The sequence below is a fragment of the Streptosporangium pseudovulgare genome (genome assembly GCF_014648055.1).
Lineage (GTDB): Bacteria > Actinomycetota > Actinomycetes > Streptosporangiales > Streptosporangiaceae > Streptosporangium > Streptosporangium pseudovulgare.
Genome location: NZ_BMQJ01000009.1, coordinates 92,498 through 116,847, shown reverse-complemented (window position 1 = coordinate 116,847; position 24,350 = coordinate 92,498). Strand labels below are relative to the sequence as shown.

Genomic DNA, 24,350 nt, shown 5'->3' with positions numbered 1-24,350 from the left:
CGCCCGTCAACCGCCCGCCGACCGTCCCGCCTCCCCCGCGGGCCGCGTGACCTGCGCCGTCCCGGCCCCGTACGGCTCCCGCCCGCCCCCGGGTTCCGTGAAAGTTTCACCGGTCGTGCCCCCGCGCCCCGCGCCCCCGCGCCCCGCGCCCCCGCGCCCCGCGCCCCCGTGCCCCGCGGACGCGGCGGGGCGCGGCCGGGCGCGGTCAGCCGGTCAGCCGGTCAGCGCCAGCGCCACGTACCGGAGCTGGTCCCTCAGCGCGTCGCGGAACCCGTCCGACAGGGCGCCCTCCCGGTGCCGGGTGTCGATCTTCTCCCGGACCGCGGAGAGGTCGCCGGAGCAGCAGACGACGTTGTCCAGCACCTGCCGCAGGTCCAGCGCCACGTCCGGGCGTATCCCGCCCCTGCTCTGCCCCTCGGCGAGCAGCGCGTTGAAGCCCCGCACGCTTCCTTCCAGGTCCGGCACCGGTGGGACCTCCGCCACCGGGGCCGTCTCCGGCGTCCCGCGGTCCGGCGGTGACCGCCACACGCGGGCCGTCCGGTCCGCGCGTGGCGGCTCGCCCGCCCCCGGGGACCGCTCGGGGGAGCCGGCGGATCCGTCCGGGGTGCCCGCGGACCGGTCAGGGGGGTCCGTGGGCGGCGTGGAAAGGCCCGCGGGCTGGTCAGGGGAGCCCGCGGACCGGTCTGGAGAGACGGGGGAGGGGGAGCCCGGGGAGCGGGCCCGGCCCGGGGTGGGAGAGGCGCCGAGACGGGGGGTCGCGGACGGGACGGGCCGGGTGGCGGGCCCGAGCGCCGTGCCCGGCCCGGACCGTTGGCCTCCCGTGCCGAGCGCCTGGTACCACGTCAGGGCTCCCGCGGCCAGCACCACCGCCGCCGCCGCCAGCGTCCAGCGCACGATCACGGTCCGCGCCGCCGTACGGGTCCTGGACGGCGGCCGGGAGAGCCGGTCGGCCACCTCGCGCGCCTTCGGCCGCTCCGCCGGGTCGGCCGACAGGCAGCTCCGGCAGAGCACGGCGATCTCGGACGGCAGGCCCGGCACCCGGACCTCCGGCGGCGGCCCTTCCCGTCTCGCGTTCTCGATCTCCTCCCAGGTCCGCTCCGGGTACGGCGGACCGCCGGTGAGCATCTCGAACAGCAGCACGCCGAGCGCGTACACGTCACCGGCCGGGTCGGCCGTCGTGCCGGTCAGCCGCTCCGGCGCGACGTAGGGAGGGGTGCCGTAGTCGGAGGCGTGGTCGTCGTCGCCCTCGCCGATGAACGCGGCGATGCCGAAGTCGAGCAGCTTGGCGCCGTCCGCGGTCAGCAGCACGTTCTCGGCGGTCACGTCCCGGTGGACGATGCCGCGGGCGTGGGCGGTGGCCAGCACGGCGGCCAGCCGGGCGGCGATGGCCGCCGCCTCCCGCCACGGCAGCGGCCCCTCGGCGATCCGGTCGGCCAGCGGCCGGCCCTCCAGCAGGCGCATGACCACGTACGCGGCGAGACGGCCCCGGGTGGTGACCGTCTCGCCGTAGTCGTACACCTCGATCGCGTCCGGGTGGATGAGGCGCGCGGTGGCGCGGGCCTCCCGGCGGATCAGCTCCCGGTCTCCCCGGTCGGAGCCGAGCTCGCCGTCCAGCACCTTGACCGCGACCTGCCGTTGCAGGGACCGGTCGAAGGCACGCCAGATGACGCTCATGCCGCCCGCCGCGATCGGCTCCACCAGGTCGTAACGGCGGGCGAGGACGTCTCCCGCCCGAAGTCCGCCGGGCTCAGGCGGACTCACGGACCACCAGCTCGGTGGGCAGGACCGGGTTGTTGCCCGCGCCGCCCGCCGTGGCCGGCGACGACATGGCCAGCAGCAGCAGGCGGGCGGCCAGGGCGGCGAACTCCTCCACGGGCTGGCGCACGGTGGTCAGCGGGGGAGAGGTCCGCCGGGCGACGGGGGCGTCGTCGAAGCCGATCACGGCCACGTCGTCCGGCACCCTGCGTCCCGCCCGCCGGAGGGTCTGGACGGCCGCGGCGGCCATGACGTCGGAGGCCGCGAACACCGCGTCCACGTTCGGCATCCGGCGCAGCAGCCACTGCATGCCGTGCACGCCCGAGTTGTGGCTGAAGTCGCCGTAGGCCACCGGCACCCCGGTCATCCCGGCCAGGGCGAGCGTCTGCAGGAAGCCGTCGAGCCGGTCCCGCGCCGCCGGCAGCCCGGGCGGGCCCGAGATGACGGCGATGGACCTCCGCCCGCCGAGCAGCAGGTGCTCGGCGGCCTGCCGTCCGCCGTCGCGGTTGTCCATGTCGACGTGCGGAAGCTCGATGCCCTCCGGCGGCTTGCCCAGGCACCGTATCGGGACTCCGGAGGCGGCCAGGGTGACCGCGAGCGGGTGCCGCTCCCTGGCGCCGATGAGAAGGACGCCGTCGACGCCGCCGGAGACCAGCGGCGGTGTGGCGACGGTCGAGGTCGCGGCGGTGGCCGTCATCATCGCGAGGGGAACGCCGTGGCGGGTGAGCACCTCCTCCGCCGCGGTGATCAGCCTGGCGTAGAACGGCTCGGTGAACAGACGGTGTACGGGCTCGCAGAGCACCGCGGCCACCATGTGGTCGGACCGGCGTCCGGCGCCGCCCCTGGGGGCGCGGTGCCGGACGTAACCGAGACGTGAGATCGCGTCGTGCACCTGCCTGCGGGTCGACGTGCTGACCCGCACCGAACCGGTGAGTACCCGGGACGCCGTGGCGGGGGAGACCCCCGCTTCCGCCGCGACCTGGGCAAGTGTGGGTAGATCCGACATAACTTCCTCCACACCAACATTCCGCACAGGTGGGAGCGCTCCCAGTGAACGTAGCATTGTTTCGGAAGTGTCAAAAGATGTTTCCAAAAAATCACTACATGTATGTCAAATCTCTCTGACTTTAAAGTCAGGGGCCAGCACCGCCATGGTGATCGAGTCGTGCCATTTCCCGTCCCAGCGCAGGACGTCGCGGTGCACACCCTCCTGGACGAAACCGGCCTTCCGGTAGACGTGCAGGGCCCGCTCGTTGAAGGCGAAGGCCTCCAGGTGGATCCGGTGCAGCGGCGTGGTGGTGAAGGCGTGGCGGAGCACCAGCCGGATCGCCTCGCCGCCGTACCCCCTGCCGAACACCCGGGGCCCGATCAGGGCGATGCGCAGGTTGCAGGAGAGATTGTCGGTGTCGAGGTCGTTGAGAACGATCTCCCCGACGTAGGCGCCGTCCTGGTCGTTGGCGCAGATCGCCAGGTCCAGCCGGTTGTCGTGCTCGCCGCGCGAGGCGTACCAGCGCTTGATCGCCTCATGGTCGGGCTTGGCGTGCGAGCCGGTCAGCCGGCCGGTCTCCGGGTCGTTGACCAGCTCCCACAGTCCTTCGACGTGTTCGGGGCCGACGGGGCGGAGCGTCACGCGGTCCCCGGGCAGGGTGGGTTTGTCGGCGAACATCATCCGGAATGTCTACCGGGTCCGCCGCTCGCCGGGCAATGGATTAACGGCGGAATCACCCGGGGTCGCGATCAGGGGTCACCAGGGGCCGTAGGGGCCCGAGTTGCCGCCCCGGCCGACCTCGCCGACGGCCGGCTTCACGTCGGCGAGATAGATGCCGGCCGCGATCACCGCGGCGATGGCGAAGATGTTGAGCTGGCCGAGGCCGACCCCGAAGTAGCCCACCGCGGAGGCGAACGAGAAGAGGGCCGCCAGCCCCAGCACGATCAGCCAGAATTTCTTGCTCTGCTTGCCCGCGACCGCGAACGCCCGCGCCGACGTCCGTACGGCGTGGAAGAGGGCCCAGGCCGACATGGCGAACGCGGCGATGGAAAGCACCCAGAAGATCAGGTCCAACACGCCGTGGATCTGGAGCATCGCCTCTCCTAAACGTTCGCCTCGCTGGTGTCTCTCAGACTAATGCCGCCGGAACGTGCGTGCGGCACGCGAACCGGAGCCGCCCGCGGGCGGGCCGGCTCCCCGGAGGACACCCGCGGCGCGCGGGCCGGCTTCCGGGGCGCGCGGGACGTGAAAGCGCCCGCCCCGCGGCCCCGCCGCAGGAACGGGCGGGGGCGCGGGGCGGGCGCGGTGCCGGCGTCAGGCGCGCGCGGCGTTGTTCGGCTTGGTGGTGCGGGTGGTCTTCCTGGGCGAGGCGTTGGTGGCCGACGCGGCGATCGCCGGCTCGGCGGTCTCGGAGACCTCCTCCAGCTCCAGCGCGGCCTCGCCGCTCGCCCGGGAGACGACCTTGCGGCCCCGGGTGGCGAACTCCTCGTAGAGGCCGGCCGCCATGCTGGTGAACTGGTCGGCGTAGACGCGGGCCTTCTCCGGGAAGTCCTTGGCGTAGACCTCGGCCTTGTCGGCGAACGTCCTGGCCCGCTCGGGCAGTTCCTTGGCGACCTCGCGGATCTCCTCGCGGCGGCCCTGGAGCCGCTGCAGCTGGTCGGGGATCTCGCGGAGCTTCTCGACCGCGTAGTCGCCCGCGCCCGCCACGGCGTAGAACGGCTTGGAGTCGGCCAGCTTCTTGACTTCGGTGGTGAACGTCATTGATCAGTCCTCCTGGTTTTCCGGTTTGACGTCTTGGGCTTCGCCGCCGCCTTCGGAGACCCGCCGTGCTCCGGCGTGGTCACGCGGTCCTCGGGCGAGGGCGTGTCGTCGGGCGAGGAGTCCGTGCCGCCCCCCGGGGACTCCGCCGACGGGTGCGCGTCCTCCGTGGTCCACGCGCCCTCGGCCGGTGTCTCCGACCGGTTCTCCTTGCGAAACGACTCATAGATGTCGATCAGCACCTGGCGTTGCCGCTCGGTGATGTTGCGATCGGCCCTTATGGCGGTCAGCACGTCACTGTCGGGCTCGCGATCCTCGATGAGGCCGGCCTGAACGTAAAGTGCCTGGGAGGAGATCTGCAGGCCCTTGGCGATCTGGTTGAGGATCTCCGCGCTGGGCTTGCGCAGGCCACGCTCGATCTGGCTGAGGTAGGGGTTGGAGACCCCCGCCGAGGCCGCCAGCTGGCGCAGAGAGATCTTCGCCTGCGTGCGCTGCTCCCGGATGTACTCGCCGATCGAACCGACCTTCGGTAGTGCCATGTGTCCAGTGTGCACCACTCTGCTTGCAAATGCAAACACAGTGGCTAACACCAGCAAACGCGGGCCGAGGCGGTGGGACGGAACGGCGCGGCCGGCGCGGCATCCCGAGCCGTGCGCGGGCATGCCCGACCAGCGTGGCGCCACGGCCCGGCGGCCGTGGCGGTCAGTGCGGGAACGGGAGCAGCCAGAGCAGCGGGGCCGAGGAGGTCAGCGTGACCGAGAAGGCGACGATGGCGTAGCGGATCCGCCGGGGCAGGTCCGGCAGCGGGGTGACCAGGCGCTGCACCCGGGCCATCACCGCGTCGCAGGTGCCCGCCGCGCCGAGCGTGCCCTGCGGGGCGGGGACGCTGCCCGCCGTACCGAAGCGCAGCAGGGCGGTGGCCAGGCGGCGGGGTGAGCAGTAGCGGCGGGCGGCGTCGTCGGCGGCCATCTCCACCAGCAGGCCGACCTCGCTCTGTATCAGCCTGACCAGCCGCGACCAGGGCAGCGCCCGGTGCAGGGCGGCGAACGGCAGCAGCACCAGGTCGTGGCGCTCGCGGACGTGCGCGCTCTCGTGGGCGAGCACCGCGGTCAGCTCGTCGGGGGACAGCAGCTTCAGGGTGCCGGCGCTGACGACGACCTGGGAACGCAGGCCGGGCACGCAGTAGGCGGTGGCGCCGGGGTGGTCGAGGACCCGCACGCCCGGGACGCCGGGGTCGTCATGGGAGACCAGCGCCAGCAGGACGCGGTGGCGGCGCCGGGCGCGGAGCGTCTGGGAGGCCGCGGTGAGCAGCACGACGACCAGCACCGACAGCGCGGTCAGCCCCGTGATGAGGGCGAGGATCCTCGGCACGTCGTAGGGGCCGGGCGCGTCGTAGCCGCCGTCGAAGGCGGAGCAGATGAAGGAGTAAAGGCCGTGCAGCACGCCCTGCCGGTAGGGCTCCAGGGCATAGGCCAGCAGGGCCCCCGTCCCGGCGAGGCCCCAGGTCACCCCGAGCGCCTGCCACAGGACGATCGCCACATGGGGAGCGCGGTAGGTCCACCGTGCGTGGGTGAACCGCCAGGCTCCGATCCCGCAGACCACGGCGAGTATCGCCAGGGCTGCAGCGGTTATCACTCGTCCTCCAGCTCCGAAAGGGCTCTGAGCAGGATCTCCGCCTCGCTGCCGGAAACGGCCTGGGCGAACCTGGTGAGCGCGGCGGACCGGTCTCCGGTCATGTCCAACGCCTCAAGCATAAGCTCCGCGACGTACGCGTCGCGGCTCTCGGCCGGCTCGTAGCGCCAGGCACGCCCGGAGCGGGTGCGCATGAGGAAGCCCTTGCGGGTCAGCCGGTCGAGCACGGTCATCACGGTGGTCGGCGCGAGATCCCGGTCGGCGATCAGACGCCCGACCTCGCGTGCCGTCACCGGGGATGACTGCGCCCAGATGATGTCCATGATGCTGCGTTCCAGCTCGCCCAGACCCTTCACGGGAACCAGCCTAGCTCCCGCACCACCAGGGGTAGTACTACGGGTTGTCGAGTCACGCGGAAGTGGCCTTCCCGTCAGGGTTTCCGGCTTCGAGGTGATCGGCCCGGGGCTCCGGGGAGGGCGCCCCGGATCTCCGGGCGCGGAAGGGCGGTCCGGGGCCTCGGGAGCGGCCGGGGCCTCCCGGGCGGCCGGTCACGGGTTCCGGACATCGGCCGGGGGTTCCGGGGGCCGGAACGGGTTCCGGGGGGCGACCGCCGCCCAGTCGAGGGTCAGCTCGCCGAGCCGCCAGCGGCCCTCGCCGCCGAGCGGCGGGCGCACGGTCACCGGCCAGGCCGCGGCGAGCGTCCGGGCGGCGGCGATCCAGCGCTGCCGCGCGCCGTGGGCGCCGAGAGCGGCGTTGACCGCCCAGGCCCGGTCGAAGTCGCGCAGGAAGGCGTGGACGGGCTCGCCGGGGACGTTGCGGTGGATCAGCGTCTTGGGCAGCCGCTCGGCGAGATCGGAGGGGCGGTCGAAGGCGTCGAACCGCGCCGCGAGGGTCAGCGTCCGCGGGCCGTGCTCGTCGAGCCCCACCCAGGTCGCGCGGTGCCCCACCTCCGAGCAGGTGCCCTCGACGATCATCCCGCCGGGCGCGATCCGGCTCCGCAGCAGCGCCCAGTGCTCCCACGCCTCGGCCTCGCCGTACTGCCGCAGCACGTTGAAGGCCCGCACCAGCAGCGGCGGCCTGCCCACCGGCAGTTCGAAGCCGCCGAGCCTGAAGGACAGCCCCGGCCGCTCGTACGGCCTGGCCGCCGCCACCCGGGCCGGGTCGATCTCCACCCCGACGACCTCGACCGACGGGCAGACCGCGCGCAGCCGCCCGAACAACTCCAGGGTCGTGACGTGCGAGGCCCCGTAGCCCAGGTCGACCACCAGCGGGCGGTCCGCCGACCGCAGGAGCCGCCCGCAGGCGGCGATGGTCCAGCGGTCCACCCGCCGCAGCCGGTTGTGGCCCGTGGTCCCCCTGGTGATCTCCCCGACCGGGTTCGCCATCGTCAGACGCGGTGGACCTTGTGCTGGGCGGCCTGGGCGCGGGGCCGGATGACCAGCCGGTCGATGTTCACGTGGGCGGGGCGGGTGACGCACCAGGCGATGGCGTCGGCGACGTCGTCGGCCGACAGGGGGTCGGGGACGCCCTGGTAGACGTGGCCGGCGGCGGCGGAGTCACCCCGGAAGCGGTTCAGCGAGAACTCCTCGGTGTGCACCATCCCCGGGGCCACCTCGACGATCCGGACCGGCTCGCCGCACAGCTCCAGCCGCAGCACCTCGGCCATCGAGCTCTGGGCGTGCTTGGCCGCGACGTAACCGCCGCCGCCCTCGTAGGAGACCAGCCCGGCCACCGAGGTGAGCATCAGCAGCACGCCGTCGCCCGACTCGATCAGGCGGGGCAGCAGGGCCCTGGTCAGCCGGAGCGAGCCGAGCACGTTGACGTCGTACATCCGCTGCCAGTCGGCCACGTCGGCGCCGGCCACCGGTTCGAGGCCGATCGCGCCGCCCGCGTTGTTCACCAGGACGTCGCAGCGGTCGAGTGAGGCGGCGAGCTCGTCCACCGACTCCTGGGAGGTCACGTCCAGGGTCACCGGGCGGATCCCCGGCACCTCGGCGGCGAGGTCGTCGAGCCGGTCGCGGCGCCGCGCGCCCGCCACCACGTCGAACCCCTCGGCGGCCAGCCGGCGCGCCGTGGCCGCGCCGATCCCGCTGCTTGCACCCGTGACGACCGCTGTCTTCCTCATGGCGTCCCATCCTGCCAGGGCGGTTCACCGGCGCTTCCGGGGAGTCCGGATGCTGGGAATGTTGCGAAGTATTGAGTGGTTAAAGCGTTTTCGGAGGTGGTGTCCGTGAGGCGACGGCGGGTCAGCCGGGTCGCGACGATCAGCATGCACACGTCCCCCCTGGACCAACCGGGGACCGGGGACGCCGGCGGCATGAACGTCTACATCGTGGAGGTGGCCAAGCGCCTGGCCGATCTCGGGATCGAGGTCGAGATCTTCACCAGGCAGACGGCCCGTGACCTGCCCCCGGTCGCCGAGATCGTCCCGGGCGTCTCCGTCCGCCACATCACCGCGGGGCCGTACGAGGAGCTCGACAAGGGCGACCTGCCCGGCCAGCTCTGCGCCTTCCTGTCGGGCGTGCTGCGCACCGAGGCGATGTACGACCCGGGACGCTACGACCTGATCCACTCCCACTACTGGCTGTCGGGCCAGGTGGGCTGGCTGGCCAAGGAGCGCTGGGGCGTGCCGCTGGTGCACACCATGCACACCATGGCCAAGGTGAAGAACCTCCTGCTGGCCGAGGACGACAAGCCCGAGCCCGCGGGGCGGGTGCTGGGCGAGGAGCAGGTCGTCCAGATCGCCGACCGCCTGGTGGCCAACACCCCGACCGAGGCCCGCGAGCTCGTCGACCTGTACGGCGCCGCCCCCGGCCGCGTCGCCGTCGTCAGCCCCGGGGTGAACCTCGGCGTCTTCCGGCCCGGGTCCCGCAGGGCGGCCCGCCGCCGGCTCGGCCTGCCGCGCGACGCCCACGTGCTGCTGTTCGTAGGCCGGGTGCAGCCGCTCAAGGCCCCCGACGTGCTGCTGCGCGCCGCGGCCCGGATGATCGCCCAGCGCCCCTCGCTCAGGCGGACGCTCATCGTCGCCTGCGTCGGCGGCCTCAGCGGCAACGGCCTGAGCCGGCCCTCGTACCTGTCCGACCTGGCCGCCTCCCTGGGCATCGAGGACGTCGTCAGGATCGTCCCGCCGGCGCCCCAGCCGGAACTGGCCGACTGGTACCGCGCGGCCGACGTCACCGCCGTCCCCTCGCACAACGAGTCGTTCGGCCTGGTCGCCCTGGAGTCGCAGGCCTGCGGCACCCCGGTCGCCGCGGCCTCCGTGGGAGGCCTGCGCACCGCCGTGCGCGACGGCGTCTCCGGCGTGCTCGTCGAGGGTCACGACCCGCACGACTGGGGGCGGGTGCTCACCCGGTTCGTGGACCGGCCCGCCTGGCGCGACGCGCTGTCGGCGGGCGCGGTGAACCACGCGGCGGCCTTCGGGTGGTCGGCCACCGCCGCCCGCCTCTCGGAGGTCTACGCCGGGGCGATGGCGCACCTGCACCGCGTCCCGATCGCCGTCTCCTGCTGACCGCCGTCTCCTGCTGATCCCGCCTCCCGCCGACCGTCCATGCCGTCCGTCTCCGTCCCGCCCGCGCCGTCCGTCTGCCGGCCGCCCATGCCGTCCGTCTCCGTCCCGCCCGCGCCGTCCCGCCCGCCCGTACGCCGGACGGGCGGGCGCGACTTCCGCCGTCCCCGTCCCGTCCGCCTGCTCGCCGCGTCGCACCCCTCCTCGCGGGCGGCTCGTAGGGTGGACGCATGCGCGAAGTGATCGAGGCGGCGCTGAAAGGCGCAGAGGTCTCCTACGAGGAGCCCCGGCCGGGGGCCTTCCTGGTCAAACTCCCCGGCCAGCACAAGCTCGCCACCATGACGTGGCTGATCGTCGGCGACCAGGCACTGCACGTCGAGGCGTTCTTCTGCCGCCAGCCCGACGAGAACCACGTCGAGTTCTACCGCTGGCTGCTGACCAAGAACGGCTCCATGTACGGCGTGCACTTCGCCCTCGACCCCGTCGGCGACGTCTACCTCGTCGGCCGGGTGCCGCTCACAGCGGTCTCCGAGGAGGAGATCGACCGGCTGCTGGGCTGCGTGCTGACCTACTCGGACGAGGGTTTCGACCGGGCGCTGGAGCTGGGCTTCGCCTCCTCGATCCGGCGCGAGTGGGAGTGGCGCGCCAAGCGCGGCGAGTCGCTGGCCAACCTCAGGGCGTTCGCCCGGTTCGCCGAACCCGGCCGCTGAGCCCGGTTCGCTGAGCCCGACCGTCAAGCCCGGCCGCCGAACCCGGCCGCTGAGCCCGACCGTCAAGCCCGGCCGCGGCCCGCCGGACGTTTCGGCCGGCGCCGAAGGGTTCTGCGCCTAGCGTGCGTGTCATGACCTCTCAGCCGAACAGCGCGGCCCGGCCGGCCCAGCCGGTGGTCGTGAGCCGTTACGACGAGGTGCGGGCGCTCCTGGCCGATCCCGCCCTGACCGTGCCCGCCGTGCCGCGACCGCCCTTCTCGCTGACCGTGGCCTGGCTGCGCGGCGCGGTCGGCCGTTTCGCCGACGGCCCCGTGCACGCCGTCCGCCGGGCCGCGTCGGTGCGCGTGCTCGCCGGACTGGACGAGCGGGCGCTGCGCGCCGAGGCGTTCCGGCGGGCGGCGGAGCATCCCAGCCCGGAACTGGTGCCGGTCGAGGTGCTGGCCGTCGCGCTGGGTGTGCGGGCCGAGGACGGCGCACGGGCCGCGCGGGCGGTCGCGGCCCTCGCCCCGGCCTACCTGCCCCCCGCGACCCCGCCCTCCCCGACCACCTCGCCCGTTCCGACCGCTCCGCCTGTTCAGACCCCTCCGCCTGTTCAGACCCCTCCGCCTGTTCAGACCCCTCCGCCTGTTCAGACCCCTCCACCTGGCCAGGCCGCCTCGCCCGTCCAGGGCGCTCCGCGTGCCCAGGCCACCTTGGCTGCCCAAGCCGTCTCGCCTGTCCAGATCGCTTCACCCGTCCAGACCGCCCCGGACGACGCCGCGGCCGACGCGGGCCTGGCCGAGCTGTCGCGGCTGCTCGGCGACCCGGAGCCGGAGCGGCTCGCCGTACTGGCCGGGCTGCTCGCCCAGGCGTGCGCGGCGACCGCCGGTCTCGTCCGGAACGCGCTGGCGGCGGACACCGGCCCCTGTCCGGTGGAGGACCTGCTGGCCGAGACGCTGCGCCACGACCCGCCGGTTCGGACGCTGCGCCGCGTCGCCGTACGGCAGGCCGCCGGGGGAGTCCCGGCCGGGGCGACGGTGCTGCTGGACGTGGCCGCGGCCAACCGGGATCCGCACGTGTTCGACGACCCGGACCGCTTCCGGCCCGGCCGTTCCCCGCGGCACCTGACCTTCGGGGCAGGACCGCGGCCCTGCCCCGCCGAGCGGATCGCGCTGGCGCTGGCGGCCGGCGTGGTCGAGGCGGTACGGCGATGGCGAGGGGGATGGAAGTGACGAAAGCGACGGGTACGGGAGCGGGGACGGAATCGGTGAAGGCGACGGGGATGGGGGATACGAGGACGATGGGGACGGAAGCGGCGAAGGCGACGGGTGGCGCGGCGACGGCGTTCGAGCGTTTCAGGGCGCTGCACCACGGCCCGGAGCCGCTGGTGCTGCCCAACGCCTGGGACCACGCCTCGGCCGCAGCGCTGGCGGCGGCAGGGTTCGCGGCCGTGGGGACCACCAGCCTGGGGGTGGCCGCCGCGGCGGGCAAGCCGGACGCCGCGGGCGTGACACGCGCCGAGACGCTGGCGCTGGCCCGCCGGATCGCGCACCTGAACGTCCCGGTCACGGTGGACATCGAGGACGGCTTCGGCGGCTCGCCCGTCCAGGTCGCCGAACTGGCCGGGAGCCTGGCCGCCCTGGGGATCGCGGGCGTCAACGTCGAGGACGGCCGCGGTGACCGGCTGGCCGATCCCGGTGAGCAGGCGGGGCTGATCAGGGCGATCAAGGACAGCGCGCCGCACCTGTTCGTCAACGCCCGCACCGACCCGTTCTGGCTGGGCATGCCCGGCGCCCTCGCCGAGGCCGTACGGCGGGTGCGGATCTACGTCGACGCCGGAGCCGACGGGGTGTTCGTCCCGGGCGCGACCGCCGGACGGGACCTGGAGACGCTCGCCACGGCGGCCGGGGTGCCGCTGAACGTGCTCGTCCAGCCGGGGGTGCCGCCGTCCCGGCTGGCGGAGCTGGGGGTGCGGCGGATCAGCTTCGGCTCGCTGCTGTTCCGCGCGGCGCTGGGCGCGGTCACGGGTACGGCGCTGGCCGTCGCCGCGGGCGGCCACCCGGTCGCCGAGGTCCCCTCCTACGAGGAGGTCCAGCGGCTGGCGGGTCCCGAGGACGAGGGGGGTCGGCGGCCGGCGGGCCTCGACGATGAGGAGGCCGGGCGGCCGGGGACCCCCGACGCAGTGGCCGCTCCGTAGCGGGGCGCGGGCACGCTCTAGGCTTGTTCGCATGGCGACTTTGGTGCTGTTGCGGCATGGCGAAAGTGAATGGAACGCCAAGGGACTGTTCACCGGGTGGGTGGACGCCGGGCTGTCGGAAAAGGGCGAGGAGGAGGCGCGGCGCGGCGGGCGGCTGCTGGTGGAGGCCGGGGTGCGGCCCGACGTGGTCCACACCTCGGTGCTGACCCGGGCGATCCAGACCGCGAACCTCGCGCTGGGCACCGCGGACCTGCTCTGGCTCCCGGTCAACCGCTCCTGGCGGCTCAACGAGCGTCACTACGGCGCGCTCCAGGGCAAGGACAAGGCGCAGACCCGGGCCGAGTTCGGTGACGAGCAGTTCATGCTCTGGCGCCGCTCCTACGACGTCCCGCCGCCTCCGATCGCCGACGACGACGAGTTCTCGCAGGCCGGTGACCCGCGCTACGCCCTGCTGCCGGGCGAGCTGATGCCGCGGACCGAGTGCCTCAAGGACGTCGTCGAGCGGATGCTGCCCTACTGGTACGACCGGATCGTCCCCGACCTGGCGGCGGGCCGTACCGTCCTGGTCGTCGCGCACGGCAACTCGCTGCGGGCGCTGGTCAAGCACCTCGACCGGATCGGCGACGACGAGATCGCCGGGCTCAACATCCCCACCGGCATCCCGCTCCGCTACGAGCTGGACGACGACTTCCACCCGGTGGTCAAGGGCGGTGAGTACCTCGACCCGGAGGCCGCCGCGTCCGCCATCGAGGCCGTGGCCAACCAGGGCAGGTAGGCCCCGAGAAGCCGCCCCGGCGCGGTCGGGGCGGTCCGCCGCCGGCCGGGAACGAGACCATGGGAAAGGGCCCCCACCGGCCGGGAACGAGACCACGGGAAAGGCCCCCACCGGCCGGAAGCCAGACCACGGAAGACCACGGGAAAAGGGGAAGGGCCCGCCGCGCCGACGGGCCCTTCCCCTCCCCCGATCCCGTGTTCCCGCTCCCGGCTTCCACGGTGACGGTGCCCACCGGCTCCCGATTCCGTGTTCCTGCGGTTCCGCGGTTCCGTTACAGGACGCCGTCCTGCGGCCGGGAACCGGTCACCAGGTAGACCACGTCGTTGGCGATGCGGACCGCGTGGTCGGCGTAGCGCTCGTAGTAGCGGCCGACCAGCGTCACGTCGATGGCCGGCTCGACGCCGTGCTTCCAGTCGTCGGCCAGCAGGATCTTGAACAGCCGGCGGTGCAGCCGGTCCATGGCGTCGTCGTCGCCGTGCATCTCCATGGCGGACTCCACGTCGCGCGAGGCGATGCAGCTGCCGGTCTTGGTGACCAGGCGTTCGGCGACCTGCCCCATCTCCAGGATGGTGGCGCGCAGCTCCGGCGGGATCGCCGACTCCGGGTGGCGCAGCCGTACGACCTTGGCCACGTGCTCGGCGAGGTCGCCCATCCGCTCCAGGTCGGTGCCCATCCGCAGGGCGGCGATGACCATGCGGAGGTCGACGGCCACCGGCTGCTGCCGGGCCATCAGGTCGAAGATCGACGCCTCCATCTCCGCGAAGAGCCGATCGACCTCCTCGTCCTGGGAGATGACGCTCTCCGCGAGCTGGAGATCGGAGTCCAGCAGGGCGGTGGTGGCCCGGGAGATCCCGGAACGCACCAGACGGGTCATCTCGATCAGCCGGTCGGTGAGGGCGTCGAGTTCTTCGTGATAGAGGTCGCGCATGGCCCTCAACGTACGCGGGCGACGGTGAACGAACCCCGACCGTAAAGTGAACATTGCGGGAAAGGCCGTTGTAGTGCCGCTCTGAGCTGCCTGAAGGGGAAAACGCCCGCCTACCATCGGGACCGTGAAGCCTACAGGAGGACCGCATGAGTGAGCTGCTGGCGAGCTTGGCCGCGCTGGCCGGCTTCGTCGTCGGAGCGCTGGCCGTGATGGTCGTCCGGCACAACATCGAGGGACGGCGTGTCGTGCTGACGCCGGTGGACGACGTCGCGCCCGGTGCGCTGCCACCGGGCGTCGCCTCCGTGCTGGCCGTGCTGCCGTCCTCGGCGGTCGTGCTCGACAGGGACGACAGGGTGCTCCGGGCCAGCTCGGCCGCCCGGGCGTTCGGCCTCGTCAAGGGTGACCACCTGGTGGTGGCCGAGCTCCTCGCGATGGCCAGGCGGGTCCGCCGGGACGGCGAGATCCGGGAGAACGAGATCGAGGTGGCCGGGCACAAGTTCGGCCAGGACTCCACCTGCTTCGCGGTCCGGGTCGCCCCGCTGGGCTCCTACGGCCAGGTGCTCGTGCTCGCCGAGGACCAGACCGAGCACCGCCGGGTCGAGGCGGTGCGCCGCGACTTCGTCGCCAACGTGAGCCACGAGCTCAAGACACCGGTGGGCGCGCTGTCGCTGCTCGCCGAGACCATCCAGGACGCCGCCGACGACCCCGAGGCGGTCACCCGCTTCGCCGGGCGGATGCAGCACGAGGCCGCCCGCCTGACCTACCTCGTCCAGGACCTCATCACGCTCTCCCGCATCCAGGGGGCCGAACCCATCCCCACCCCGGGGCCCGTCCCGATCGACGACGCCGTGCACGAGGCCATCGACCGCTGCAACACCACCGCCGCGGCCAAGAACATCAGCCTGGTCACCGGGGGCGTCGAGGGCCTGCGGATCTGGGGCGACGACGAGCTCCTGGTCACCGCGCTGCGCAACCTCATCGACAACGCGGTCGCCTACAGCCCCGAGCAGACCCGGGTCGTGATCAGCGCGCGCGCCGTGGGTCCGCACCACGAGTCGATCGAGATCAGCGTGAGCGACCAGGGGATCGGCATCCCGGAGAGCGCCCAGGAGCGGATCTTCGAGCGGTTCTTCCGCGTCGACGCCGCCCGCTCGCGCGCCACCGGGGGCACCGGCCTCGGCCTCGCCATCGTCAAACACGTCGCCGCCGCCCACAACGGCGCGGTGACGGTGTGGAGCAAGGAAGGATCCGGCTCCACCTTCACCCTCCGCCTGCCCGCCTTCGGCGGGACGGCGGTAGCCGTACCCCGTACCACCCCGATCCCCCTGGAGGCCGCGCAGTGACCCGCGTGCTTGTCGTCGAGGACGAGGAGTCCTTCTCCGACGCCCTGTCCTACATGCTGCGCAAAGAGGGCTTCGAGGTCGCGGTCGCGGCCACCGGCCCGGAGGCGCTGGACGCCTACGACCGCAACGGCGCCGACCTGGTGCTGCTCGACCTGATGCTGCCCGGCCTGCCGGGGACCGAGGTCTGCCGCTCGCTGCGTCAGCGTTCCAACGTCCCGGTGATCATGCTCACCGCCAAGGACAGCGAGATCGACAAGGTCGTCGGGCTGGAGCTGGGCGCCGACGACTACGTGACCAAGCCGTTCTCCTCCCGGGAGCTGGTGGCCCGCATCCGCGCGGTGCTGCGCCGCCAGGGCGACACCGAGGAGGCGGAGTCGGCGGTGCTGACCGCCGGCCCGGTCCGGATGGACGTCGACCGGCACGTCGTCGCCGTCCGGGGGAACCAGGTACAGCTCCCGCTGAAGGAGTTCGAGCTGCTGGAGGTGCTGCTGCGCAACGCCGGTCGGGTGCTCACCCGGGGCCAGCTCATCGACCGGGTCTGGGGCGCCGACTACGTGGGCGACACCAAGACCCTGGACGTGCACGTCAAGCGGCTGCGAGCCAAGGTCGAGGCCGACCCCTCCAACCCGCGCTGCATCCTCACGGTCCGCGGGCTGGGCTACAAGTTCGACCCCGTGGAGAGCTGACGAAGGGGGCGTGCGGGAAGTCGTCCCGCACGCCCCCTTCGCATGTTCACGGCGGCACGGCCGGCGCGGAGCCGCGCCGGCCGCCGCCGGTCACTCGGTGGTGGAGGGGCTGGGGGACGGCGATGCCGTCGCACCCTCCGTGGGGCTCGCCGACGGCGTGGCGGACGGCGTGGACGACTGGTCCCCGCCCGGCGCCGGAGCCAGGGTGGCGAACTCGCGGCTGCGGGTGATGACCGGAACCGTCACCGGGATGATGCCCGCGTTGGCGAACTGCAGCTGGATCCTGATGCTCTCCCCGCCGCTCAGGGGCTGCTTCAGGCCCTCCACCACGATGGTGGGCGTGGGAGTGCCGACCCGCACGCCCTGACCCGTCTTGAGCTCGACGGGTGCGGGGATCTTCGCGGTGCCCACGGCCGGGTCGACGCCGACGCCGACGAGCTGGTCGGGGGTCTGCGCGCTGTTGACCAGCGACATGTACAGCGGGGTCGCCCCACCGGCCTGGATCTTCGAGCCGGGCTCGGGGCCGAGGAAGAACGCCTGGGAGATGTCGATGCCGTTCTGCCTGACGGTGACGGCCTCGGTCGGGTGGTAGGGCTTGTTGGTGTTGGCGTCCTCTCCGGTACCGCAGCCGGCCAGGACGGGGGCGGCGGCGAGGAACGCGGCGGCGGCGATCGCCCAGCGACGGCTGTTGCGGGTCACGGTACGGGGTCTCCTTGTCACACTGGATGCAGGACAGGGCCAACCCTATCCGTGTCCAATACCGGGTTTTCCGGCGACCCACCTGATCGCGGAGGAGTGCCGAATGCAGGTGGGGACCGCTTTTCAGCCTGCCGATTCACAGGGGAGAACATTTGTCAAGCCATAAGATGCCGCTTTGACCTGCAGTTATGGTGATTTCACTGTTCCGGGAGGCTGTGGATACGTGGTACTCTTGAGTACAGCGGAAGGGGTACTTGTCACATGACTTTCCAGGTCGGCGACACTGTCGTCTACCCCCACCACGGGGCTGCTCGGATCGAGGCAATCACGACCCGGACCATCAAGGGTGAGGAAAGGACCTACCTGGTTCTCAAGGTCGACAAGGGCGACCTTACCGTCCAGGTGCCGGCAGACAACGCCGAACTCGTCGGCGTTCGCGATGTCGTCGGCCAAGAGGGCCTTGAGCGCGTTTTCGACGTGCTTCGCATGCCTCACACCGAAGAGCCCACGAACTGGTCCCGCCGCTACAAGGCCAACTTGGAGAAGCTGGCGTCCGGTGACGTCAACAAGGTGGCCGAGGTCGTTCGCGACCTGTGGCGACGAGACAAGGAGCGCGGGCTCTCCGCAGGAGAGAAGCGAATGCTGGCCAAGGCCCGGCAGATCCTGGTCAGCGAGCTCGCGCTCGCGGAGAAGACCAACGAGGACAAGGCCGAGGCACTTCTGGACGAGGTTCTCAACTCCTGAACACCATATTTCCGCGGGTGGGCGTCGGAATCGACGTCCACCCGTTCGCATCCGGTCGCGAGCTGCACCTCGCGGGGCTCCACTGGCCGGGAGAGACGGGTCTCTCCGGGCACTCCGACGGTGACGCGGCGGCACACGCCGCCTGCGACGCGCTGCTGTCCGCGGCGGGTCTCGGTGACCTCGGCGGGCTGTTCGGCACCGCGGACCCCCGCTGGGCGGGCGCTTCCGGCGTCACCCTGCTGGGCGAGGCCGCCCGTACGGTGCGCGCGGCCGGCTTCGAGATCGGCAACGTGGCCGTCCAGGTGATCGGCAACCGGCCCAAGCTCGCGCCGCGACGGGCCGAGGCGGAGAGGGTGCTCTCGGCGGCCGTGGGCGCGCCGGTGAGCGTCAGCGCCACCACGACCGACGGCCTGGGCCTCACCGGGCGGGGCGAGGGCGTGGCGGCCGTCGCGACCGCGATCGTGATGAGTCAGAACCCGTCATGATGATTCGGAACCCGGGGACGGGCATCGCCTGACGCGGCGCCGCCGGACCCGGCGGCGTCTCCTGGCGCGGCGCGCCAGGACCCGGAGACGGATGTCCCCCGGCGGGTGAACCCGAACCGGGAGGCGGACGTCTTCTTTACGAACGCGAAAGCGTTCCGGCGGGCGGTGCGGAATGCCCGCCGAGGAATCCGGGGCGGTGGCCCGTCAACTGGCGCGGTGCGGGCCACCACCTTTCCCGAATGACCGGTGAACGTCCTGGGTAACCCCCTGATGACATGCTCCGTATCGGGGGGAGAGCCGGACATGCTCGGATCCATCATCGCCGCGATCATCATCGGTGCCGTCATCGGGGCGCTGGCACGCCTCATCCTTCCCGGCCGGCAGAACATCTCCGTCGGCATGACGGTCATCGTCGGCATCGTCGCCGCGCTCATCGGCACCGCCATCGCCGCCGCTCTCGGGCTCGCCGACACGCCGGGGATCGACTGGTGGGAGCACCTCATCCAGCTCGCACTCGCGGTCATCGGGGTGCTGGCCGTCGCCCAGATGCAGCTGCGGAAAAGTCCCTGATCCAGGATTTCCCGGCCACCACGCATAACTCCGGTCCGGAGGGTAGCGACCTTCCCGTGAGGTGAAGATCTCATCCCATTGAGGAGGTTGATATGACCATCGCGTCCATCCTCGGGGCCATCGTCATCGGCGCCATCGTCGGCGCCCTCGGTCGTCTCGTGCTTCCCGGCCGGCAGCCGATCGGCTGGTTCCTGACCATCGCCGTCGGCATCGTCGCCGCGCTCATCGGCACCGCGATCGCCCAGTCCCTCGGCGTGGCCACCACGGACGGCATCGACTGGATCGAGCTTGTCATGCAGGTCGTCCTCGCCGCCGTCGGTGTCGGCCTGGTCGCCGGTCTGCGGCGGTCGAGCTCCAGGGTGTGACCCCCGGCGCGTAAGGCCCGCGATGTGAGCCGCCGCCGGGTCCCGTTCCGTGGATCTCCCCCGCAGCGGGCGGGAGATCCACGGAACGGGACCCGGAACGGTTCCGCGGAGGAGAACAACCGGTACGGCGGGGCAACCCGGCCCCGATCGCTCCGCCGTGACCCGGAAGAACGCCCTCCGGCCCGGAGGTGAAGGCGGCGGCCCGCACGGCGCCACCGCCTTCGCGGGTGACCCACCCGGTTGGCCCGGCAGACGAGTGGATCACCACCGTTTAGACCATTTCCCGAAATGTCGTGAGGTGGTCGGCCCCGGTCCATCCGGGGACGGGCGCGGAGGTGAGCAGGGCGCCGGTCCGCAGTGGGGCGCCGCTCACCGAGATGTGAGCGAATAGCTGCGGGCCGGTCCGGCATCGAGCAGAGGGCGGTGGTCGCGTCACGACGCGGCCACCGCCCTCTGCTCATGGGCCGGCACCTTGCCGGCCGAGGCCGGCCGAGCCCTGCCGGGTCCGGTCGAGCGGGATCCGGACATGGCCGCCCTTCACCCGTGGGTCCCCGGTCAGGCACCCGTGGGCCCGGTCAGGACCTCACTCGTCCGGCGGAGTGGGCGTGCTCCGCATGCGCCCCGAGGGCGGCGGGGCCGTACCGGCCGCCCCGCCGTCCGCAGGCCCCTCGTCGGGGTCGGCGGTCTCGGCGCTGTGCGCCGGATCGGGATCCGGGACAGAGCCCGTCGTCCCGGGCCTCCCCGCCGGATCCCGCTCCTCGTCCCCGCTCTCGTCCTCGTCGGGGATCGCGAGCATCGGCTGGGTGTCGTCCCCGCGCTCGTCGGCCTCCTGCCCGGCGGCCTCGGCCTCCGGTGCGGCGGGGCGGAGCGGATGGACCAGCACGTCACCCTTCGGGGGCCGGAGCAGATCCCCCCAGCGCACCGGCCTGCCGGGCGTGGGAGCGGCGAGCGGCTCGGGGACGGGCGGGGTCTCGGAGGATTCCCCGACTGCGGGCGGCTCGGCGGCCGGGGAGGGCTCCGGGCCTGCGGACGGCTCGGGGACCGCGGAGGGTTCCCCGACGGGAGACCGCCCGGTGGTCGTGAAGGGCTCCTGGACGGGAGGCCGTCCGAGGGGCGTGGAGGATTCCCGGCCGGCGGGCGACCCGGTGGCCGGCCGGGTCACGGGAGCGGACCTGGAACCGGCGGCGGACTCGGGGCCGGCGGGGTCCTCGGAACCGGAGGTCTCGAAGCCGGTGGAGGGCCTGGAACCGGTGGGCGCTTCGGGAGCCGCGGGACGCGCCGGGGCGGGGTCCGGGTCCGGCTCGCCGACCGGCGGCAGTTCGTCGACCTCGGGGGTCTCCGGGGCCGGGGTGGGACCGACCAGCGGAACGGCGGGCGGCAGATCGTGGTGCGGTGCCGACTCCAGCGGCGGAGCGGCCTGCGGATCGAGCGGGGTCTCCACCGGAGCGTGGTGGACCGGCTCCCCGGGCGGGGTGTGCGGGGCACGCTCCACGGGACGGGCGGCCCGCGGGTGGTCACCGCCGGCCGGGACACCGTCCGCCGCGCCGTCCGCCGCGCCGTCCGTCGCGTCGGTCGAGGCGTCGGTCGGGGCGGCATATGGGGTGGCGCCCGGGGAGGGCGCGCTCGCGGTGGCGGAGGGGCCGTCCGCGATGGGGCCGGAGGCGGTGCCCGGGGAGGGCGCGCTCGCGATGGGGCCCGAGGCGGCGTCCGGGAACGGCACGATGTCATCGCGGTCCCACCGCCCGGCATCGTCCCCGGAGCCCCCGGCGTACTCCCCGGTGCCTCCCGCGTACCCGCCATGGCCGTCCCGGCCCGCCGTACCCGGGCCGGACGCGGTCCGCCGGCCGGCGCCGTGCTTGATCAGCAGGAACCAGAGCCACAGCGCCAGCAGCACCATCACCCACGGCGCGACGGCCACCCCGACGGCCGCCTGCCGTACGTCCACCGGGGCCCGCACCGCCGTGGTCACCTCGGCGGCGGCCGCGGCGGCGAGCAGCAGCGCCAGCACCAGGCCCGCCTGCAGGCGGGCCGGCCAGCGGCCGTTCCACAGCAGCAGCGCGGCGGTCATCGCGATGACGAGCAGCGCGTCGAAGGCCGCGGGGTAGAGGTAGGCCAGCCCGGGATCCGCCGCGCCGGTCAGGGCGAGCGCGCGCAGGTCCTCGAAGGAGAGCACGCACGCGGCGGCGGTGAGGGCGGCCACGCAGATCCCGGCGAGGGCGACTCCGACGCGGCGTAACACGATCGCCGCCCTGCTCGGCCGGGCGGGTGCGGGCAGGGGCGCAGACGGGCGGGAGACCGGGTCTGCCGCCGCGGGGGGTTTCACGTCCATGGCCCTTCGAGCCTACAGAATCGGTCACGGAATGATCGGTCCGGCGAACCGTACGACAGACCGGCGTGGGCGTCCGGTACGGCGGGCCCACCGTTCTCCGGACCGATGCGTCACGGTGGCGACCGTGGCACAGGGACGGACGTGGCCCGCCGGATGGATCGGTGCCGTCACGGTGGCGACTGTGGCACAGGGACGGACGTGGCCCGCCGGATGGATCGGTGCCGTCACGGCGGCGATCGTGCCGGTCCGAGGCCTGGTGGTCGGGTGGTCGGGCGTGGTCGTGTCACCGGCGGGCGCTCGCCACGAAGCCACGCGTAAATGGGCATTGATGCCATTGGCGGTCAATGGCCGCAAAAGACTCGCCTGAGCGACGTCAACGTCGCGTAACCCGGCTTGTGAGGTGAGGTAAGGCGTTAGCCTTGCCTTCGTGAGCACCCTGCACCTATACGACACCAGCGTACGTACGGTCCGCGAATTCGTTCCGGTCGAACCCGGCCGGGCGTCGATCTACCTGTGTGGCGCCACCGTGCAGGCTCCTCCCCACATCGGGCACATCCGTTCCGGCGTCAACTTCGACGTGCTCCGCCGCTGGATGATCCGGTCGGGCTACGACGTCACCTTCTGCCGGAACGTCACCGACATCGACGACAAGATCATTCGGGTCGCGGCGGCCGAGGGCGTGCCGTGGTTCGTCGTCGCCGAGCGCAACCAGCGCGCCTTCACCTGGGCCTACCAGATCCTCGGCTGCCTGCCGCCGACCGTCGAGCCGCGGGCCACCGGCCACGTGCCCGAGATGATCGAGCTCATGGAGCGGCTGATCGAGCGCGGCCACGCCTACGCCTCCGACGGCGACGTCTACTTCGACGTCCTCTCCTACGCCGACCGGTACGGCTCGCTGTCGAACCAGAAACCGGAGAACCTCCGCGCCGCGGGCGACACCGACACCGACTCCGCCAAGCGCGACCCGCGCGACTTCGCGCTGTGGAAGGGCGAGAAGCCCGGCGAGCCGAGCTGGCCGACCCCGTGGGGCCGCGGCCGCCCCGGCTGGCACCTGGAGTGCTCGGCCATGGCCACCAAATACCTCGGGCCGACCTTCGACATCCACGGCGGCGGCGTCGACCTGGTCTTCCCGCACCACGAGAACGAGCTGACGCAGTCGCAGGCGGCCGGGGACGGCTTCGCCCGCTACTGGATGCACAACGGCATGCTCAAGATCGGCGCGGAGAAGATGAGCAAGTCGCTCGGCAACTCCCTGCTGGTGCCCGAGGTGACCAAGAAGATCCGCCCGGTCGAGCTGCGCTACTACCTCGCCGCCCCGCACTACCGCTCCGCGATCGAGTACTCCGAGGAGGCGCTGTTCGAGGCCGCCGCGGCCTACCAGCGCATCGAGGGCTTCGTCACCCGCGCCGCCGAGGTCATCCACGACGTCGACGCGCACGCGCCGCTGCCCGAGCCGTTCGTGGACGCCCTCAACGACGACCTGAACACCTCCCAGGCGCTCGCGGTCGTCCACGAGGTGGTCCGCGAGGGCAACGTGGCGCTGGCGCAGGGCAACAAGGAGCAGGTCGCCAGGCTCCTCGCCGAGACACAGAACATGCTCGACGTCTTCGGCCTCGACCCGCGCTCGGAGCAGTGGCGCTCCTCCGGCGGCGACACCGGCCTGCGCGCCACCGTCGACGCGCTGGTCGGCGTGGCCCTGGAACAGCGCCAGGCGGCCCGGGCCCGCAAGGACTTCGCGGCGGCCGACGGCATCCGCGACCAGCTCGCCCAGGCCGGGATCACCGTGGAGGACACCCCCCAGGGCCCCCGTTGGGAACTGTCCCGGTAAGCGCAGGCCGTACCCTATACAGCATGGCTGGTGGGGGTAGAGGGTCCGGGCGACCCGCGAAGAAGAAGAGTCCGACCAAGGGCACGGGCGGCAACGTCCGCCGTGGCCTCGAGGGCAAGGGGGCGACCCCGCCGGCGCACATGCGGCACTGGTACAAGGACAAGGCGCGCACGCAGCGGGTCGAGCGCGAGGAACGGACAGGCAAGTCCCCCTCCTCGCGCCCCCCGGCCCGCGCCAAGCGCGGCGAGGACGCCCCCGAGTACATCGGCGGGCGCAACCCCGTCGTGGAGGCGCTGCGAGCCGGGGTGCCCGCCAGCACCCTCTACGTCGCCACGCGCATCGACAACGACGACCGGGTCAAGGAGTCGATGCGGATCGCCGCCGACCGCGGCATCGCGATGCTCGAGGTCGGCAGGGAGAAGCTCGACCGCCTCACCGAAGGCGGGATCCACCAGGGGCTGGCCCTGCAGATCCCGCCCTACGACTACGCCCACCCCGACGACCTGGTCGCCATCGCCCAGGACGCCGCCGAGGTGCCGCTGATCGTGGCGCTCGACGGCGTCACCGACCCGCGCAACCTCGGCGCCATCGCCCGTTCGGCCACCGCGTTCGGCGCCCACGGCCTGGTCGTCCCCTCCCGCCGATCGGCCGGGGTGACGGGCGGCGCCTGGAAGACCTCCGCGGGCACGCTGGCCACCCTGACGGTCGCCCGGGCGGCCAACCTGACCGCCACGCTGCGCGAGTACCGCGAAGCCGGGCTCTTCGTCATCGGCCTGGACGGTGAGGGCACCGTCGACCTCGCCGACGCCAACCTCCTCGGCGACCCGCTGGTCGTGGTCGTCGGCTCGGAGGGCAAGGGCCTGTCCCGCCTGGTCCGCGAGGCGTGTGACCTGGTCGTCCGCATCCCGATGAACGCCGCGGCCGAGTCCCTCAACGCGGGCGTCGCCGCCGGCATCGCCCTCTACGAGGTCTCCCGCCACCGCAAGCGGTGACGCGCCGGGCCTCCGGGCACGGGGCGGGAGCCGGGTACGGGCGCCGGGCGCGGCGCCGTACGGCTGGCCGGACACGGTACGG

26 protein-coding genes are annotated in these 24,350 nt (G+C 73.0%); 13 read left to right on the top strand and 13 right to left on the bottom strand.

The genetic code is table 11. From position 1 onward, the window contains the following. Positions 1-213: 213 nt before the first annotated feature. The 10 genes from IEZ10_RS18970 to IEZ10_RS18925 form a co-directional block, all read right to left on the bottom strand. Positions 214-1,761: a serine/threonine-protein kinase gene (locus IEZ10_RS18970; protein ID WP_189247844.1), complete on the bottom strand. Its 1,548-nt coding sequence runs from the start codon at positions 1,759-1,761 to the stop codon at positions 214-216. Next, positions 1,748-2,761: a LacI family DNA-binding transcriptional regulator gene (locus tag IEZ10_RS18965; protein ID WP_189247843.1), complete on the bottom strand. Its 1,014-nt coding sequence runs from the start codon at positions 2,759-2,761 to the stop codon at positions 1,748-1,750. The genes IEZ10_RS18970 and IEZ10_RS18965 overlap by 14 nt, the downstream gene beginning before the upstream one ends. A 105-nt stretch (positions 2,762-2,866) precedes the next feature. Continuing rightward, positions 2,867-3,424 carry a GNAT family N-acetyltransferase gene (locus IEZ10_RS18960; protein WP_229811409.1) on the bottom strand — a complete coding sequence of 186 codons (558 nt, stop codon included), beginning with the start codon at positions 3,422-3,424 and terminating at the stop codon, positions 2,867-2,869. A 75-nt stretch (positions 3,425-3,499) separates the two neighbouring features. Further along, positions 3,500-3,838, bottom strand: a complete 339-nt coding sequence (locus IEZ10_RS18955) for a DUF2516 family protein (protein ID WP_179819832.1) — start codon at positions 3,836-3,838, stop codon at positions 3,500-3,502. A 219-nt stretch (positions 3,839-4,057) separates the two neighbouring features. Then, positions 4,058-4,504 carry a hypothetical protein gene (locus tag IEZ10_RS18950; RefSeq protein ID WP_189247842.1) on the bottom strand — a complete coding sequence of 149 codons (447 nt, stop codon included), beginning with the start codon at positions 4,502-4,504 and terminating at the stop codon, positions 4,058-4,060. After that, on the bottom strand, positions 4,501-5,040 hold the full coding sequence (locus IEZ10_RS18945; protein WP_189247841.1) for a helix-turn-helix domain-containing protein: 540 nt from the start codon (positions 5,038-5,040) through the stop codon (positions 4,501-4,503). The genes IEZ10_RS18950 and IEZ10_RS18945 overlap by 4 nt, the downstream gene beginning before the upstream one ends. A 163-nt stretch (positions 5,041-5,203) precedes the next feature. Beyond that, on the bottom strand, positions 5,204-6,136 hold the full coding sequence (locus tag IEZ10_RS18940) for a M56 family metallopeptidase (protein WP_189247840.1): 933 nt from the start codon (positions 6,134-6,136) through the stop codon (positions 5,204-5,206). After that, entirely contained in the window at positions 6,133-6,489 is a 357-nt protein-coding gene (locus tag IEZ10_RS18935) for a BlaI/MecI/CopY family transcriptional regulator (protein WP_189247839.1), read from the bottom strand. The genes IEZ10_RS18940 and IEZ10_RS18935 overlap by 4 nt, the downstream gene beginning before the upstream one ends. A gap of 192 nt (positions 6,490-6,681) precedes the next feature. Next, complete coding sequence (locus tag IEZ10_RS18930) at positions 6,682-7,518, bottom strand: class I SAM-dependent methyltransferase (protein ID WP_189247838.1); 837 nt, start codon at positions 7,516-7,518, stop codon at positions 6,682-6,684. A 2-nt stretch (positions 7,519-7,520) separates the two neighbouring features. Then, positions 7,521-8,258 (bottom strand): SDR family oxidoreductase, encoded by a 738-nt coding sequence (locus tag IEZ10_RS18925; protein WP_189247837.1) that lies wholly within the window; start codon positions 8,256-8,258, stop codon positions 7,521-7,523. Between the two features lie 144 nt (positions 8,259-8,402). Here IEZ10_RS18925 and mshA point away from each other — a divergent pair, with 144 nt between their 5' ends. From mshA to IEZ10_RS18900, 5 genes are all read left to right on the top strand, one after another. Then, entirely contained in the window at positions 8,403-9,641 is a 1,239-nt protein-coding gene (gene mshA / locus IEZ10_RS18920) for a D-inositol-3-phosphate glycosyltransferase (RefSeq protein WP_229811442.1), read from the top strand. A 227-nt stretch (positions 9,642-9,868) separates the two neighbouring features. Continuing rightward, entirely contained in the window at positions 9,869-10,348 is a 480-nt protein-coding gene (locus tag IEZ10_RS18915; protein WP_189247835.1) for a type III secretion system chaperone family protein, read from the top strand. A 131-nt stretch (positions 10,349-10,479) separates the two neighbouring features. Next, entirely contained in the window at positions 10,480-11,559 is a 1,080-nt protein-coding gene (locus IEZ10_RS18910; RefSeq protein WP_229811408.1) for a cytochrome P450, read from the top strand. A 68-nt stretch (positions 11,560-11,627) separates the two neighbouring features. Further along, positions 11,628-12,524 (top strand): isocitrate lyase/PEP mutase family protein, encoded by an 897-nt coding sequence (locus IEZ10_RS18905; RefSeq protein ID WP_229811407.1) that lies wholly within the window; start codon positions 11,628-11,630, stop codon positions 12,522-12,524. A gap of 31 nt (positions 12,525-12,555) precedes the next feature. Next, the gene (locus tag IEZ10_RS18900) at positions 12,556-13,299 is read left to right on the top strand and encodes a phosphoglyceromutase (RefSeq protein ID WP_189247833.1); all 744 of its coding nucleotides are present in this window, start codon (positions 12,556-12,558) and stop codon (positions 13,297-13,299) included. A 271-nt stretch (positions 13,300-13,570) separates the two neighbouring features. Here IEZ10_RS18900 and phoU read toward each other — a convergent pair whose 3' ends face one another. Further along, on the bottom strand, positions 13,571-14,227 hold the full coding sequence (gene phoU / locus IEZ10_RS18895; protein ID WP_189247832.1) for a phosphate signaling complex protein PhoU: 657 nt from the start codon (positions 14,225-14,227) through the stop codon (positions 13,571-13,573). Positions 14,228-14,373: 146 nt separating this feature from the next. On the opposite strand from phoU, the gene IEZ10_RS18890 reads away from it, so the two are divergent. Both IEZ10_RS18890 and IEZ10_RS18885 read left to right on the top strand, forming a co-directional pair. Continuing rightward, positions 14,374-15,570: a sensor histidine kinase gene (locus IEZ10_RS18890; RefSeq protein WP_189247831.1), complete on the top strand. Its 1,197-nt coding sequence runs from the start codon at positions 14,374-14,376 to the stop codon at positions 15,568-15,570. Beyond that, the gene (locus IEZ10_RS18885; protein WP_189247830.1) at positions 15,567-16,256 is read left to right on the top strand and encodes a response regulator; all 690 of its coding nucleotides are present in this window, start codon (positions 15,567-15,569) and stop codon (positions 16,254-16,256) included. Before IEZ10_RS18890 ends, IEZ10_RS18885 begins: the two co-directional genes overlap by 4 nt. Before the next feature lie 90 nt (positions 16,257-16,346). Here IEZ10_RS18885 and IEZ10_RS18880 read toward each other — a convergent pair whose 3' ends face one another. Beyond that, the gene (locus tag IEZ10_RS18880) at positions 16,347-16,955 is read right to left on the bottom strand and encodes a copper chaperone PCu(A)C domain-containing protein (protein WP_189247829.1); all 609 of its coding nucleotides are present in this window, start codon (positions 16,953-16,955) and stop codon (positions 16,347-16,349) included. Between the two features lie 261 nt (positions 16,956-17,216). On the opposite strand from IEZ10_RS18880, the gene IEZ10_RS18875 reads away from it, so the two are divergent. The 4 genes from IEZ10_RS18875 to IEZ10_RS18860 all read left to right on the top strand — a co-directional run bounded on the left by IEZ10_RS18875 (position 17,217) and on the right by IEZ10_RS18860 (position 19,119). Beyond that, a complete protein-coding gene (locus IEZ10_RS18875; protein WP_012887713.1) occupies positions 17,217-17,699 on the top strand; it encodes a CarD family transcriptional regulator in 483 nt (160 codons plus the stop codon). Between the two features lie 17 nt (positions 17,700-17,716). Next, positions 17,717-18,184, top strand: a complete 468-nt coding sequence (gene ispF, locus IEZ10_RS18870; protein WP_189247828.1) for a 2-C-methyl-D-erythritol 2,4-cyclodiphosphate synthase — start codon at positions 17,717-17,719, stop codon at positions 18,182-18,184. 303 nt (positions 18,185-18,487) lie between these two features. After that, positions 18,488-18,754, top strand: a complete 267-nt coding sequence (locus IEZ10_RS18865) for a GlsB/YeaQ/YmgE family stress response membrane protein (protein WP_189247827.1) — start codon at positions 18,488-18,490, stop codon at positions 18,752-18,754. 92 nt (positions 18,755-18,846) lie between these two features. Further along, positions 18,847-19,119, top strand: coding sequence for a GlsB/YeaQ/YmgE family stress response membrane protein (locus IEZ10_RS18860; protein WP_189247826.1), 273 nt, complete (start codon positions 18,847-18,849; stop codon positions 19,117-19,119). 583 nt (positions 19,120-19,702) lie between these two features. Here IEZ10_RS18860 and IEZ10_RS18855 read toward each other — a convergent pair. Continuing rightward, positions 19,703-21,448, bottom strand: a complete 1,746-nt coding sequence (locus IEZ10_RS18855; RefSeq protein WP_229811406.1) for a DUF2637 domain-containing protein — start codon at positions 21,446-21,448, stop codon at positions 19,703-19,705. Positions 21,449-21,875: 427 nt separating this feature from the next. On the opposite strand from IEZ10_RS18855, the gene cysS reads away from it, so the two are divergent. Together cysS and rlmB are read left to right on the top strand one after the other, a co-directional pair. Beyond that, the gene (cysS, locus tag IEZ10_RS18850; RefSeq protein ID WP_229811405.1) at positions 21,876-23,276 is read left to right on the top strand and encodes a cysteine--tRNA ligase; all 1,401 of its coding nucleotides are present in this window, start codon (positions 21,876-21,878) and stop codon (positions 23,274-23,276) included. 23 nt (positions 23,277-23,299) lie between these two features. Continuing rightward, positions 23,300-24,268 carry a 23S rRNA (guanosine(2251)-2'-O)-methyltransferase RlmB gene (gene rlmB, locus IEZ10_RS18845; protein ID WP_189247824.1) on the top strand — a complete coding sequence of 323 codons (969 nt, stop codon included), beginning with the start codon at positions 23,300-23,302 and terminating at the stop codon, positions 24,266-24,268. Positions 24,269-24,350 lie beyond the last annotated feature (82 nt).